The sequence below is a fragment of the Pseudomonas sp. genome, assembly GCF_048269965.1.
Classification (GTDB): Bacteria; Pseudomonadota; Gammaproteobacteria; order Pseudomonadales; family Pseudomonadaceae; genus Aquipseudomonas.
In genome coordinates, this window is the sequence record NZ_JBLWTV010000009.1 from 35,399 (window position 1) to 48,062 (window position 12,664).

The following is a 12,664-nucleotide window of genomic DNA, read 5'->3' on the forward strand; positions in this document are numbered from 1 at the left end:
GCCCCCGCTACTTGACCACGAAGTAGCCGAGCATGCCCTTGCCCTCCAGACCCTTGGCGTAGAAGCGGTATTTGCCCGGCTTGACCGGCAGGAAGAAGATCTCCGCCTCGCCGGCGTCCTCGAACTCCAGTTCGGTAAGGGTGACGGCCTTCACCTCCACGCCGCCGGCCTCGACCTTGCGCAGGTAGATGGAAGTGGCGAACTCCGGCGCCTGGAAGGCGTATTCCTTTTGCCCGTTGGAGATGATCTTGAGCTGATAGGCCTGGCCGGTTTCCAGCTGGTATTCAGTCTGCGACATGGAGTAGTCGCTGTCGTCGCTGCCCAGCACCAGATCGGGCAACGTCAGCGGGCGTCGGGTCATGTCACCGGCAGCGTGCAACTGGTCGACACCGAGCAGGCTGATGATCAACAGCAGCGGCAATAGCAGGGCCTTGAAAATACGCATGGCGTTCACCTGTTCTTGTTATTGGACATTGCCTGCCATGCTAGGAAGTAACGGCCTGCGCCGGGGTACTACCTTGGTACTGACGCACTGGTACTTTGGGCATATTTCCCAGCCCGCCGCCGCTCCACCCCAGCCCTTGCGACCGCGCGAACTACTACCTTCGTACGTGCCCGGCGCTACCTTGGGCATATTTCCCGAGCCGATGGCGCTTCCTATGCTGGCGACACCCTCTGCAGGAGTCGCCCCATGCACCGCATCAGTTGCCGCCTGTTGTTCTGCCTCGCCGCCGCCTTTGGCGTGGCGGCCGGCGCCAGCGCGAACGACTTGCAGGTACGTATCGGCTACCTGGCGCATCTACCGCCACGCGGCCCTTTGCTCTCCAACGTCATTCCCGAACCCACCGACGCCGGCCGTCGTGGCGCCGAACTGGCGATCATCGACAGCAACAGCACCGGGCGTTTTCTCAAGCAGCAGTTCGAGTTGCAGAGCGCCGAAAGCGCGGAGACGAGTGACGTGCTCGCCGCTGCCGAACGCTTGCACCAGGCCGGCATCCGCCTGTTCGTGGTCAATGCCCCCGCCGCCACCCTGCGCCAGCTCAGCGAGCGCCTGCCGGACAGCCTGCTGCTCAATGCCGGCAGCGCCGACGACGGCCTGCGCCGCGAGCAATGCCTGGGCAACGTGCTGCACACCCTGCCCAGCCGCGCGATGCTGGCCGACGCCCTGGCGCAATTTCTCGCCGTGCGCAAATGGACGCGCTGGCTGCTGGTGACCGGCACCACCGCGGACGACATCGCCTATGCCGACGCGCTCAAGCGCGCCGCCAAACGCTTTGGCCACAGGATCGTCGCCGAAAAGCCGTGGAGTTTCGACAACGACCAACGGCGCAGCGCCCAGGCGGAAATGCCGCTGTTTACCCAGTCCAGCGAGTACGACGTGGTGCTGGTGGCCGACGAACGTGGCGACTTCGGCGAGTACCTGCCCTACAACACCTGGTATCCGCGCCCGGTAGCCGGCACCCAGGGACTGACCCCGACCGCCTGGCACAAGACGGTGGAAACCTTCGGCGCTGCGCAATTGCAGAAACGCTTCGAGGCACTGGCCGGGCGCTGGATGAACGACCGCGACTTCGCCGCCTGGATGGCCGTGCGCAGCATCGCCACCGGCGTGACCAAGCTGCGCGCTGCCGCGCCGCAGGGCATTCGCCACCTGCTGCTGAACGAACAACTACCGCTGGACGGCTTCAAGGGTCGCAAGCTGAGCTTCCGCCCGTGGAACGGTGAGCTGCGCCAGCCCATTGCGCTGGTGCATCCACGCGCCCTGGTCAGCACCTCGCCGCAGGACGGTTTTCTGCACCCGCACAACGAAATGGACAGCCTCGGCTACGACCGGCCTGAAGTGAGCTGCGATCTGGCGAGTACCACCAACTGATGGTGCGCACGGCGCACCCTACCTACACCGAACCCTAGGGTGCGCCGCGCGCACCTCCTACACAACGCGCCGCCAAAGACAACAACAAGAGGATCAACCCCATGCGTCTGACCCGTCTCGCCTGCGCCGTCGCCTTCGGCCTGGCCTGCCACTCGGCCTTCGCCGCCACTGCCTACGTGTCCAACGAGAAGGATGACAGCATCAGCGTCATCGACCTCGACAGCCTCGAAGTCACCGCCACCCTCGATGTCGGCATGCGCCCTCGCGGGCTGCTGCTGTCTTCCGACAACACGCTCTTGTACATCTGCGCCAGCGACTCGGACCGCGTGCAGGTGATGGACCTGGCCACGCGCACCATCATCAAGGAGCTGCCCTCCGGCGCCGACCCCGAGCAGTTCGCCCTGCACCCCAACGACCGCTGGCTGTACATCTCCAACGAGGACGATGCCCTTGTCACGGTGGTCGACGCGCAGAGCGACGAGGTGCTGGCACAGATCGAAGTGGGCGTGGAGCCCGAAGGCATGGCGGTGAGCCCGGACGGCAAGTGGGCGGTCAACACCAGCGAAACCACCAACATGCTGCACTGGATCGACACCCGCACCCAGCAACTGGTGGACAACACCCTGGTCGACCAGCGCCCGCGTCACGTCGAGTTCGAGAAGGACGGCAAACGCCTGTGGGCCTCGGCCGAGATTGGCGGCACGGTGACGGTGCTGGATGTGGACTCGCGCCAGGTGCTCAAGGTGCTCAACTTCGCCATCAAGGGCGTGCACCCGGACAAGGTGCAGCCGGTGGGCGTGAAGCTTTCGGACGATGGCAAATACGCCTTCGTCGCCCTCGGCCCGGCCAACCATGTGGCGGTGGTGGATGCCAGGACCTTCGAGATTCTCGACTACCTGCTGGTGGGCCGGCGCGTCTGGCACATGGCGTTCACCCCGGATCAGAAGCGCCTGCTGACCACCAACGGCGTCAGCGGTGATGTGTCGGTGATCGACGTCGACAGTCTCAAGGTGACCAAGTCGATCAAGGTCGGTCGCTACCCCTGGGGCGTGGTGGTAACGCCATGAACGCCCTGGAGGTGAGCGGCGTCGGTTTCGCCTATGGCGCGCGCCAGGCGCTCAGCGACCTGGCCTTCGAGCTGGCGCCGGGGCGCTTCGGCGCCCTGCTCGGGCCCAACGGCGCCGGCAAATCCACCCTGATCGCCCTGCTCACCCGTCTGTATGACCTGCAGCAGGGCGATATCCGCATCTTCGGCCACAGCCTGCGCGACGAACCGCGCCAGGCGCTGCGCCAGCTTGGCGTGGTGTTCCAGCAGAGCACGCTGGATCTGGACCTGTCGGTGCAGCAGAACCTCGCCTATCACGCCGCGCTGCACGGCATGCCGCGCCGAGAGGCGCAGGTGCGCATCGACGAGGAGTTGCTGCGCCAGGATCTCGCCGAACGTCGCCACGACAAGGTGCGCACGCTCAATGGCGGCCACCGGCGTCGCGTGGAGATCGCCCGCGCCCTGCTCCACCAGCCGCGCCTGCTGCTGCTCGACGAGGCCAGCTCCGGGCTCGACCCGGCAAGCCGCCTGGCGCTGGGCCGGCACGTGCGCAACCTGTGCCGCGAGCAGGGCCTGTGCGTGCTGTGGACCACCCATCTGCTGGACGAGATCGAGTCCAGCGACGACCTGCTGATCCTGCACCGTGGCGAGCGCGTGGCCTGGGGCAAGGCCAGCCAGTTCGGCGATGACCTGGCCATCAGCTTCGCCCGCCTGACCGGCGACGAAGCGCTGGGCCGTGGCCATGTGCGCGAGGCGCTGCGGCCCAGTTGTGGGAGGGGCTTCAGCCGCGAGATCCACAATATCGAAGAACTCGCGGCTAAAGCGGAACGCCGCCCGGCCACCCCCACAGATTGCGCAAAGGAGCAGCACCCATGACCGCTTACTGGGAATGCCTGCGCGGCATCGTCCTGCGCGAATGGCTGCGCTTCGTGCTGCAACGCTCGCGCTTTCTCAGCGCCCTGGTACGCCCGCTATTGTGGCTGCTGGTGTTCGCCGCAGGCTTTCGTGCCGCGCTGGGCATCGCCATCATCGAGCCTTACGACACCTACATCACTTACGACACCTACATCGTGCCGGGCCTGGCCTGCATGATCCTGCTGTTCAACGGCATGCAGGGCTCGCTGTCGATGGTCTACGACCGCGAGATGGGCAGCATGCGCGTGCTGCTCACCAGCCCCCTGCCACGGGCCTTTCTGCTGGCGGCCAAGCTACTGGCCACGGCGCTGATCTCGCTGCTACAGGTCTATGCCTTCCTCGCCATCGCCTGGGTCTACGGCGTGCAACCACCGGTCTGGGGCCTGCTCGCCGCGCTGCCGGCGCTGCTGCTGGTGGCGCTGCTACTCAGCGCGCTGGGGCTGCTGTTGTCCAACGGTATACGACAACTGGAGAACTTTGCCGGGGTGATGAATTTCGTCATATTCCCGCTGTTCTTTCTGTCGTCTGCGCTGTACCCGCTGTGGAAGATGCGCGAGTCCAGCGAGTGGCTGTACTGGCTGTGCGCGGTCAACCCCTTCACCCACGCCGTGGAGCTGGTGCGCAACGCGCTCTACCTGCGCCTGCACCTCGATGCGCTGCTGATCTGCGCCGGCCTCAGCGCGCTGCTGACGCTGCTCGCCGTGGCCAGCTTCAACCCGCAGCATGCGGCGCTGCGCAAGGTGGGCTGATCATGATCGTTCCCACGCTCCGCGTGGGAACGCATCCCAGGACGCTCCGCGTCCGGCGTCGAACCTGCCGGTCAGTCAGCACCGGCGCAGAGCGCCATTCCATCTGCTCCCACGCAGAGCGTGGGAGCAATCATGTTCCAGCAGCCCCTTCTACTACTTTGGTACTGCTTTTCCTCTCCAACGTAGAATTCCCAAGCCTGCGACCATGGCCTGTAATACCGGCACAACAATAAGTAGAGACCTTGCCATGAAGTACCGTCTGCCCGTGCAAGCGGGCCTGATGCTCGCCTCCCTGCTGCTGGTCTGCATCGTGCGTGCCGAAGAGCTGTTCGATACCGATGGCTATCGCAGCAACCAGTACCGCAGCCCCACGCCAGCCAGCCTGGAAGGCGTGCAGATCGTCGATACTCCCGCCCTGCAGAAGCTGCTCGCCGAGCGCCCGGATACCCGCCTGATCGATGTCTACCGTCGCCCCTGGGTGCAAGGACGCTTCATCGAGGACGCGCCCCACGCCAACCTGCCCGGCAGTCTGTGGCTGGCCAATGCCGGCGACGGCAACCTGGCTCCGCAATGGCATCGCTACTTCACCTACTACCTGCACCAGCAGAGCCGTGGCGATACGCGCCAACCCTTCGTGTTCTACTGCCGCTCCGATTGCTGGTTGAGCTGGAACGCCGCGCGCCGCGCCCATGCCATGGGCTATCGCCAGCTCTACTGGTACCGTGATGGCGTCGATGCCTGGGAACAGGCCGGCCTGCCTCTGGTGCCCGCCCAACCTGCCGAATTGCCTGCCGCTTTCCTCACGCCCACCGCCACCCCATAATCACAACAACGAGGTGCAAGGCCATGTACAAGATTCTGATTGCCGACGATCATCCGCTGTTTCGTGAAGCCATCCACAACGTCATCGCCGACGGTTTTCCCGGCAGCGAGATCATGGAAACCGCCGACCTGGACAGCGCCCTGGAGCTGACCCAGAGCCACGACGACCTGGACCTGATCCTGCTCGACCTGAACATGCCTGGCATGCACGGCCTGGGCGGGTTGATGAACCTGCGCAACGAGGCACCGACCATTCCGGTGGTGATCGTCTCGGCCGAGCAGGACAAGCAGATCGTGCTGCAGGCCATCACCTATGGCGCAGTGGGCTTCATCACCAAGTCCTCGCCACGCGCGCAGATGACCGACGCCATCGCGCAGATTCTCGACGGCAACGTCTACCTGCCGCCGGACATCATCCGCTCGCAGAAGAGCGGCAGCTCACGCCAGCACCACGACAACCACAGCATCGCCCCGGAACTGCTGCAGGCGCTGACGCGTAAGCAACTGCTGGTACTCGAACGCATGACCAAGGGCGAGTCGAACAAGCAGATCGCCTACAGCCTGGATATCGCCGAAACCACGGTCAAAGCTCACGTCTCGGCCATTCTGCGCAAGCTCGGCGTGCATAACCGGGTGCAGGCGATACTCTCGGCCGGCGATATCGACTTCGCCTCCTACCTGCGGCGTTAGCACCCGATAGCTTGGCTGCGATTCCTGCGCAGGCGGCAAGCCAGAAACCGAAAAGCGCCTGGGCTCCCACCTTCGCGGAAGTGACGGACGAGGTTGTCCTGACGCCCGTCATCAACCCATGCTAAAACGGCGGCTTTGCCTGAATGCCTGCATTCCAGGCAGCAGACTTTGCACTGGTTCTGATGGAGTCCACCATGCACATCCGCCCCTTCCGGCTCACCGACGAAGCCGCCGTCGTCGATCTCTGGCAACGCTGCGACCTGGTCCGCCCCTGGAACGATCCGTACAAGGACATCCAGCGCAAGCTACAGGTGCAACCGGAGCTGTTTCTGGTGGGTGAGATCGACGGCAGGCTGGTGGCCTCGGCCATGGCCGGTTACGAGGGGCATCGCGGCTGGGTCAACTACCTGGCGGTGTGCCCGCAGCAACGCCAGCAGGGCCTGGCCCGTCAGTTGATGGCGTATGTCGAAGAACAGTTGCTGGTCCTGGGCTGCCCCAAACTCAGCCTGCAGGTGCGCGACACCAACGCGGCAGCTTTGGCCTTCTACGAGCGGCTTGGCTACAAGGTCGATGCATCCGTCAGCCTGGGCAAACGCCTGATCGCGGATGATTGACGGCGCGCCCGTATCGTAGCCCGGATGCAATCCGGGGCAGAACGGCCTGATCCTTCCCGGATTACATCCGGGCTACGGGGCCATCGCAACCGTCGATATCTTTGGCGTATCGCTGAATCGCAGGGTGCGCCGTGCGCACCGGGGCGAACGACCATTTCAAGCCCCCGCTCCGCGCTCCATCAGGTGACTCATCGCCGCCTTCAGCTTCATCGGCCGCACCGGTTTGTGCAGCAGGCTGTGGCCGAGCTCGCGCATCTGCTGCTTGAGTTCGTTGCTGTAGTTGGCGGTGATCATCAACGCCGGTAGCGGCGCGCTGCGTCGGGCGTTTATCTGCGCCACGGCATCGACGCCATTGCGCTCGTCATCGAGGTGGTAGTCGGCAATCAGCAGGTCGGCCTCGGCGTGGTAGTTGTCCACCTGGCGCGCCAGGTCTTCTTCGCTCAGCGCCGTGACCACCCGGCAGCCCCAGCCCTCGAGCAGGGTGCGCATGCCCGCGCAGATCGCCGCATCGTTATCCAGCACCCAGACCCGCGCACCGCTGAGGCGTTCGAGCAACTGGTCCGGACTGTCCTGCACGGCACGCGCGCGCGGGGCGCGACGGGTCAGCGGCACTTCCACGGCGAACATCGACCCTCTGCCCAGCTGCGACGCTACGCGGATGCGGTGGCCGAGCATGCGCGCGATTTTCTCGACGATCGCCAGACCCAGGCCCAGGCCGCGATCCTGCTTGCGCTGCACGTTGTCGCCGCGTTTGAACTCCTGGAAGATCTCGCCGAGCTTGTCCTGGGCGATGCCGATGCCGGTGTCCCAGACCTCGATGGACAGGCTGTTGCCGCGCCGTCGGCAGCCCAGCAGGATGCGCCCGCTGGCGGTGTAGCGAATGGCGTTGCTGAGGAAATTACGCAGGATGCGCGCCAGCAGTTGCACATCGCTGCGCACCAGAGCCGAGCTGGGCAGATAGTCCAGACGTAAACCCTCACTACCGGCGATCTGGTGATACTCGGCGGCCAGGTTCTCCAGCAGCTCGCTGACGGCAAACGGCGCGATATCCGGCTTGATCACCCCGGCATCGAGTTTGGAAATGTCCACCAGCGTGCCGAGCAGGCTCTCGACGTCTTCCAGTGAGTTGCTGACGTTGCGCACCAGCGGCGCGCAGCCGGACAGGTCGTTCTTCTCCAGCAAGGCACTGGTGAACAGCCGCGCCGCATTGAGCGGCTGCAGCAGGTCATGGCTGACGGCAGCGAGGAACTTGGTCTTGGACAGGTTGGCCTGCTCGGCCTCACCCTTGGCCTCACGCAGGCGCGCCTCCATCTGCGTGCGCTCATCGATCTCGCGGCGCAACTGGTCGTTGACTGTGGTCAGCTCGGCGGTACGCTCGCGCACGCGCTGCTCCAGGTGCTGGTAGGCCTGGTGCAGCGCCTCGGCGGTGCGGCGGCGCTCGGTGATGTCGCGGATCAGCACGAAGATGCCGACCACCTCGCCGCTGGCCTGGCGGTTGGGCACGTAGGAACGCAGCATGTAGCGCTCCTGACCGTTGTGGTTGGTTTCGGCGAACTCGAAGGTCACGCTCTCGCCGGACAGGGCCAGCTCGACGTAAGGCTCCAGGCGCTGGCAATGCTCCTCACTGTGCACGTCGCGCAAGCTCTGGCCGAGCATGGCGCCACGTGGCCAGCAGTACCATTGCTCGTAGACCTTGTTGGTGAACTCGTAGACCAGGTCGGCCGACAGGTAGGCGATCAGCGCCGGCACGTGGTCGGTGATCAGGCGAATCCAGCGCTCGCTATCGCTCAGCGCCTGGGCCTGGCGATGACGCTCGGTGATATCGGTGAAGGTGTTGACGAAGCCGCCGGTAGGCAGCGGATGGGTGCGCACTTCGAGCATGCGCCCATCGAACAGGCGCACCTCCACCTGGCGCAGCGGTTTGCCGACGGCATCTCGACTGTCCGGGGTCAGTAGCTGCAGCTCGCTTTCCGCCATGACTTCGGCGAACGGCCGATGGGCGTTGATCGGCGCCAGGCCGCAGAGTTCGAGAAAACGGTGGTTCCACAGTTCCAGCGCGCCCTCGGCATTGACCATGGCCATGCCCTGCGACAGGTTGTCGACCGCGCGCTGCAGCAGGCGTGACTTCTGCGCCAGGGCCTGCTCGCGGCGCAGCGCCTCGCTCTGCTTCACCTCGGTGATGTCGGTATAGAGGATCACCAGCCCGCCTTCGCGGGTCGGTCGTTCGCTGACCTGCACCCAGCGCCCGTCCTGCAGGCGGAACAGGCTCGGCTCGCCCTCCTTGCCCAGTTGCGCCTCCACCACCAGGCCGGTGCTGCGGCTCAGGCGGCGAATCTCCTCCAGCCGCGTGCCGGTGCCGATGCGCGCACGGCTGCGCGCCCACAGGGCCTTGAAGCGGCTGTTGAACAGCACGATACGTTGCCGATCATCGAACAGCACGAAGGCGTCGGAGATGCTCTCGATGGCGTCGATCAGGTGCTGGTGCGCGGTCTCGGCACGCAGCCGCGCATCGCTGAGCAGCTGGTTGCTGGATTTCAGTTCGGCCATCGCCTGATTCAGTGCGTCGGTGCGCTCACGCACCTGCTCGGAGAGCACCACCGAATGCCGGAAGGCCGCGTAGGCATCGTCGCCCCGCGAGTGGATCGACTCGACCCGTTCGATCAGCGCGGCATTGATGCGCTTGAGCTTGGCGTTCTCCTGCTCCAGCGCCGCACAGTGGGCCTGCAGCTCAGCGCTCGGCACGCCCAACAGGTCGGCCAATGGCGACACCGGTAAAGGTCTGGTTGATGTGCATGCCATTGAACTGCTCTCCATAGGTGTTGAAGCCGATCACCCGCTGCTGGCGCAGCAGTGTGGCGACCGACTCGACACCGCCATCGTTCTCGATCTCCAGGCGGCGCAGGAAGCAGTCGCAGCCGATGGTCAGCAGCAGCGGACCGAGGCGCTGCTCGAGCCCGGCGAACAGCTGCTGCAGGTTGGGCAGCAGCGGCCCAGGATGCATGGCGGTGAGGACGATGCCGTTCTCCACCGCGCAGTAGAAGGTCAGGCTGAGGTCGTCATGCACCTGCTGGATCGAGCGTACGTAATAGTGATCGCTGATCCGCACCGCCAGCGGATAGGCCGCGAACGCACGCAGATCCAGGGCCTCAACCGGCACGCCGATCAGGTCGGCATATTCCTGCGCGGCCGGCGCGGCATTGAGTTCGTACACCCGGCGCGTGGCACTGTCGGCACGGGTCACCACCAGTTTTTCCGCTCGGGGCTGGATGTGATGGGTGCTGAACACCTCGAACTCCAGCCAGGTGTTGAACAGCACCACCACCGCCGCGCCACTGTGAAAGCGGCCGCCGTGGTAGACGTGGGTGTGAGTCAGGTGGTTGTCGTCGCCGGCCGACCCGCCGAAGTGCGGGATGCTGCCCAGCGCTGCACTGAGTGCGCCGAGCACCAGTTCTTCGCGGCTGGACAGGCCGTCGAGCAGGGTCAGGGCGAAGCTGTGACCCTTGATCGAGGCCAGCTCGTTGCTGCGACAGGCCTTGACCAGACCATCGACCAGTTGCTGCGCGTCGAGCAGGTTGAAACGTTCCATCTCGTCGATCAGCACGCTGGCGATGGAAAAGCAGCGCAGGTCGAAGCCCAGCGCCACCACGCAACCACGCCCGTAGCCCTGCGGGGTGATCTCGCCGGCACTGGTGCAGCCGACCAGGCTGACGCCACCGAAGTGTGCCTCCAGCGCCTGGCCGAGGCCGTCGAGGTCGTACTCGGCCGAGCAGAAGAACAACACGAAACCGAGATAAGGGTGGATCAGCTGGCGTGCCAGTTCCTGAGCGGCCAATTCCACATCCTTCGTGCTGGATACGGCGCTGAGCACGCCGTCCGACTGTTGCAAGGCCATATCACGCCCCAATGCACCTGCTGATCATGGGGAAATTCTACGAAGCCGGCGCTGGCCGCCCCATGCTACTTGAGTACTGGGTAGTCGATCCGAAGGGCGTACTCGCGAAGCAGTACGCGACGCACGCCACCACCTTGATCATGCCGTACCTGGCTCGAGCGCGAGCTGCAATTCAATAGGTAGGGCGGGTGCAACCCGCCAGAGACGTAATGGCGGGTTGCACCCGCCCTACACCTGATGCAGCCCGGTTCGTTATCACCAGCGTTCTTAAAGAGCCGGCCAGAACATCAGGGTCAGCACGAACATCCCGGCGTAGAAGGCGATCTCCAGGGTTTCCGTCCACGGCTGAATGCGCTTGATCGCGCCGTGCACATGCACCAGCACCATCAGCAGGGCCACCGCTGCCAGCACCTCGAAGGTGGTGTGCAGCGCTTCGCCGGTCAGCGCGGCGCGCAGCATCAGGGCCTCGACGATGAGGATGAAGGCGCCCAGGCAACGCCCGAAATACACCGCCAGGTCGATGTCCTGCGGAATGCGCCAACGCATCAGGCGGGCCCAGGTCAGCGGCACGAGGAAGATGGGCAGCGCGAATACCAATGTGGTGCTGATCGCCAGCACCAGCAGGTAGGTTTGAGCCGATTCGCTCCAGAGTCCGATCATCAGGTTTTTCTCTTTCGATCCCTAAAAGAACGGGAGGCTCCAGGGCCTCCCGTCATCTGCTAGCCGCCTTGCTTACCAGCTCAGTACCGCACCGACGGCGAAGGTGTCGGTGTCCTCGTTCAGACCGCTGCCTTCGGCGGCATCGATCTGGTACTGGTTGTACTCGGCGACCAGCTTGAGGTTGTCGTTGATGGTGCGGAAGTAGGCGATGCCACGGGTCTCGTAGTCCGCCGCCACGCCCAGGCCGTTGCCGTCGTCCTCGGTTTTGCCGTAGGACAACGCCACACGGTTCTTGCCCCAGGTGTAGGAGCCCTGCAGCAGGTAACCGTCGCTGTCGATATCACGCAGGGTCGGCTCGCCCAGGTTGTTGGTGAAGAACGGGTTGATGCCCTTGGCCTGGAAGCCCGAACCGGTCAGCGACAGGCCGCCGAGCTTGGCCTGCACGCCATAGCCCAGGCCCTTTGAGGTTACGCTGTCGACGGTGTCATCGGTGTTCTCGGAAGTCTGGTAGGCGCCGTTGACCCAGGTGTAGATGGTCGAGTCACCCACGTCGAACTGGTAGCTGACTTCCGATTCGAAGCGCGGGTTTTCCTGGTAGGCCTTGCCAGTGGCGCTGTCGTCGTTGGTGTCGACCGGGTCCATGATGCCGACCGCGACGCGCAGGCCTTCGGCCAGGTTGTTGTTGCGGTAGGTGATCTGCGAGGTCGGGAACGGATACGGGTAGCCGGTGCCGATGTTGCCGAACGACACGCCGGTACCGTCCACCAGACCCAGGGTGTCGGAGACGTTACCGTAACCGGCCAGCAGCTCGTCGAGGAAGATGTTGGAGCGCGAGAACAGGCCGAAGTCCTTGCCCACCAGCACCTCGCCCCACTCCGGGCTGGAAACGGTGCCGTAGAACTGACGTACGTCGATGGCGGTATCGGTGCCGTTGGTTTCGCTGTCGTTGATGGTGACCCAGAAGGACGAGCGGCCGGTCAGTTTCAGATCGTCGATCTGCTTGCCGAAGTTGAAGCCGATCCAGTTGGGCAGAAAGCCCATCTTCACCCGCGACTGGCGACGGTCGAACTGCTCGCCGTCACGATCCACGTCGCTGTTGACATAGAAGGCGTTGATATAGCCGTCGGTGGAAAACGTGGTGTCGTCCTTGTCGTACAGGACGATCTCGGCGGCAGCCTGCTGCGCAGTCGCCAGCGCGACGGCAGTGGCCAGGGTCAGGGGCAGAAGTCGAGTGATGGCGATCTTGTTGTTGTGCATAACGCTCTCCGCTTGAGTGGCGACCGCCAGGGCAGTCGTGTCGGAGGCGATTATCGAAAGCAGGTCCGGCGCGCCATACGCTGCCTTGGCAGTGGTTCGCTGCTGCTTTGGCCGAGCGCTACCGGGCCGCTCCCGCCGGCTCGCGAC

12 protein-coding genes are annotated in these 12,664 nt (G+C 64.7%); 7 read left to right on the forward strand and 5 right to left on the reverse strand.

From position 1 onward, the window contains the following. Positions 1 to 7: 7 nt before the first annotated feature. Positions 8 to 445, reverse strand: coding sequence for a copper-binding protein (locus ACN0X6_RS12450; protein WP_417704290.1), 438 nt, complete (start codon positions 443 to 445; stop codon positions 8 to 10). A 246-nt stretch (positions 446 to 691) separates the two neighbouring features. Between ACN0X6_RS12450 and ACN0X6_RS12455 the strand changes: the two genes are divergently transcribed. The 7 genes from ACN0X6_RS12455 (at position 692) to ACN0X6_RS12485 (ending at position 6,708) form a co-directional block, all read left to right on the forward strand. Next, positions 692 to 1,873, forward strand: coding sequence for an ABC transporter substrate-binding protein (locus ACN0X6_RS12455; protein ID WP_417704291.1), 1,182 nt, complete (start codon positions 692 to 694; stop codon positions 1,871 to 1,873). 101 nt (positions 1,874 to 1,974) lie between these two features. After that, a complete protein-coding gene (locus ACN0X6_RS12460; protein WP_417704293.1) occupies positions 1,975 to 2,940 on the forward strand; it encodes a YVTN family beta-propeller repeat protein in 966 nt (321 codons plus the stop codon). Then, positions 2,937 to 3,794: an ABC transporter ATP-binding protein gene (locus ACN0X6_RS12465; protein WP_417704295.1), complete on the forward strand. Its 858-nt coding sequence runs from the start codon at positions 2,937 to 2,939 to the stop codon at positions 3,792 to 3,794. The genes ACN0X6_RS12460 and ACN0X6_RS12465 overlap by 4 nt, the downstream gene beginning before the upstream one ends. Continuing rightward, complete coding sequence (locus tag ACN0X6_RS12470) at positions 3,791 to 4,582, forward strand: ABC transporter permease (RefSeq protein ID WP_196475011.1); 792 nt, start codon at positions 3,791 to 3,793, stop codon at positions 4,580 to 4,582. Before ACN0X6_RS12465 ends, ACN0X6_RS12470 begins: the two co-directional genes overlap by 4 nt. A gap of 247 nt (positions 4,583 to 4,829) precedes the next feature. Continuing rightward, positions 4,830 to 5,405: a PQQ-dependent catabolism-associated CXXCW motif protein gene (locus ACN0X6_RS12475; RefSeq protein ID WP_417704297.1), complete on the forward strand. Its 576-nt coding sequence runs from the start codon at positions 4,830 to 4,832 to the stop codon at positions 5,403 to 5,405. Positions 5,406 to 5,428: 23 nt separating this feature from the next. Further along, positions 5,429 to 6,094 (forward strand): response regulator transcription factor, encoded by a 666-nt coding sequence (locus tag ACN0X6_RS12480; protein WP_017363255.1) that lies wholly within the window; start codon positions 5,429 to 5,431, stop codon positions 6,092 to 6,094. 194 nt (positions 6,095 to 6,288) lie between these two features. After that, the gene (locus ACN0X6_RS12485) at positions 6,289 to 6,708 is read left to right on the forward strand and encodes a GNAT family acetyltransferase (protein WP_417704298.1); all 420 of its coding nucleotides are present in this window, start codon (positions 6,289 to 6,291) and stop codon (positions 6,706 to 6,708) included. Positions 6,709 to 6,864: 156 nt separating this feature from the next. On the opposite strand, the gene nahK is transcribed toward ACN0X6_RS12485, so the two are convergent. From nahK to ACN0X6_RS12505, 4 genes are all read right to left on the reverse strand, one after another. Next, positions 6,865 to 9,507, reverse strand: coding sequence for a hybrid sensor histidine kinase/response regulator NahK/ErcS' (nahK, locus tag ACN0X6_RS12490; protein WP_417704300.1), 2,643 nt, complete (start codon positions 9,505 to 9,507; stop codon positions 6,865 to 6,867). Beyond that, a complete protein-coding gene (nosP, locus tag ACN0X6_RS12495; RefSeq protein ID WP_417704302.1) occupies positions 9,437 to 10,600 on the reverse strand; it encodes a nitric oxide-sensing protein NosP in 1,164 nt (387 codons plus the stop codon). The genes nahK and nosP overlap by 71 nt, the downstream gene beginning before the upstream one ends. A 267-nt stretch (positions 10,601 to 10,867) precedes the next feature. Next, positions 10,868 to 11,260 (reverse strand): hypothetical protein, encoded by a 393-nt coding sequence (locus ACN0X6_RS12500; protein WP_417704304.1) that lies wholly within the window; start codon positions 11,258 to 11,260, stop codon positions 10,868 to 10,870. A 72-nt stretch (positions 11,261 to 11,332) separates the two neighbouring features. Continuing rightward, complete coding sequence (locus tag ACN0X6_RS12505) at positions 11,333 to 12,517, reverse strand: porin (RefSeq protein WP_417704306.1); 1,185 nt, start codon at positions 12,515 to 12,517, stop codon at positions 11,333 to 11,335. Between the last annotated feature and the right edge of the window lie 147 nt (positions 12,518 to 12,664).

What these genes read in the sequence shown, in the direction of transcription:
- ACN0X6_RS12450 (WP_417704290.1), bottom strand. Translation starts at nt 445, where the DNA reads ATGCGTATTTTCAAGGCCCTGCTATTGCCGCTGCTGTTGATCATCAGC.
- ACN0X6_RS12455 (WP_417704291.1), top strand. Translation starts at nt 692, where the DNA reads ATGCACCGCATCAGTTGCCGCCTGTTGTTCTGCCTCGCCGCCGCCTTT.
- ACN0X6_RS12460 (WP_417704293.1), top strand. Translation starts at nt 1,975, where the DNA reads ATGCGTCTGACCCGTCTCGCCTGCGCCGTCGCCTTCGGCCTGGCCTGC.
- ACN0X6_RS12465 (WP_417704295.1), top strand. Translation starts at nt 2,937, where the DNA reads ATGAACGCCCTGGAGGTGAGCGGCGTCGGTTTCGCCTATGGCGCGCGC.
- ACN0X6_RS12470 (WP_196475011.1), top strand. Translation starts at nt 3,791, where the DNA reads ATGACCGCTTACTGGGAATGCCTGCGCGGCATCGTCCTGCGCGAATGG.
- ACN0X6_RS12475 (WP_417704297.1), top strand. Translation starts at nt 4,830, where the DNA reads ATGAAGTACCGTCTGCCCGTGCAAGCGGGCCTGATGCTCGCCTCCCTG.
- ACN0X6_RS12480 (WP_017363255.1), top strand. Translation starts at nt 5,429, where the DNA reads ATGTACAAGATTCTGATTGCCGACGATCATCCGCTGTTTCGTGAAGCC.
- ACN0X6_RS12485 (WP_417704298.1), top strand. Translation starts at nt 6,289, where the DNA reads ATGCACATCCGCCCCTTCCGGCTCACCGACGAAGCCGCCGTCGTCGAT.
- nahK (WP_417704300.1), bottom strand. Translation starts at nt 9,507, where the DNA reads ATGGCATGCACATCAACCAGACCTTTACCGGTGTCGCCATTGGCCGAC.
- nosP (WP_417704302.1), bottom strand. Translation starts at nt 10,600, where the DNA reads ATGGCCTTGCAACAGTCGGACGGCGTGCTCAGCGCCGTATCCAGCACG.
- ACN0X6_RS12500 (WP_417704304.1), bottom strand. Translation starts at nt 11,260, where the DNA reads ATGATCGGACTCTGGAGCGAATCGGCTCAAACCTACCTGCTGGTGCTG.
- ACN0X6_RS12505 (WP_417704306.1), bottom strand. Translation starts at nt 12,517, where the DNA reads ATGCACAACAACAAGATCGCCATCACTCGACTTCTGCCCCTGACCCTG.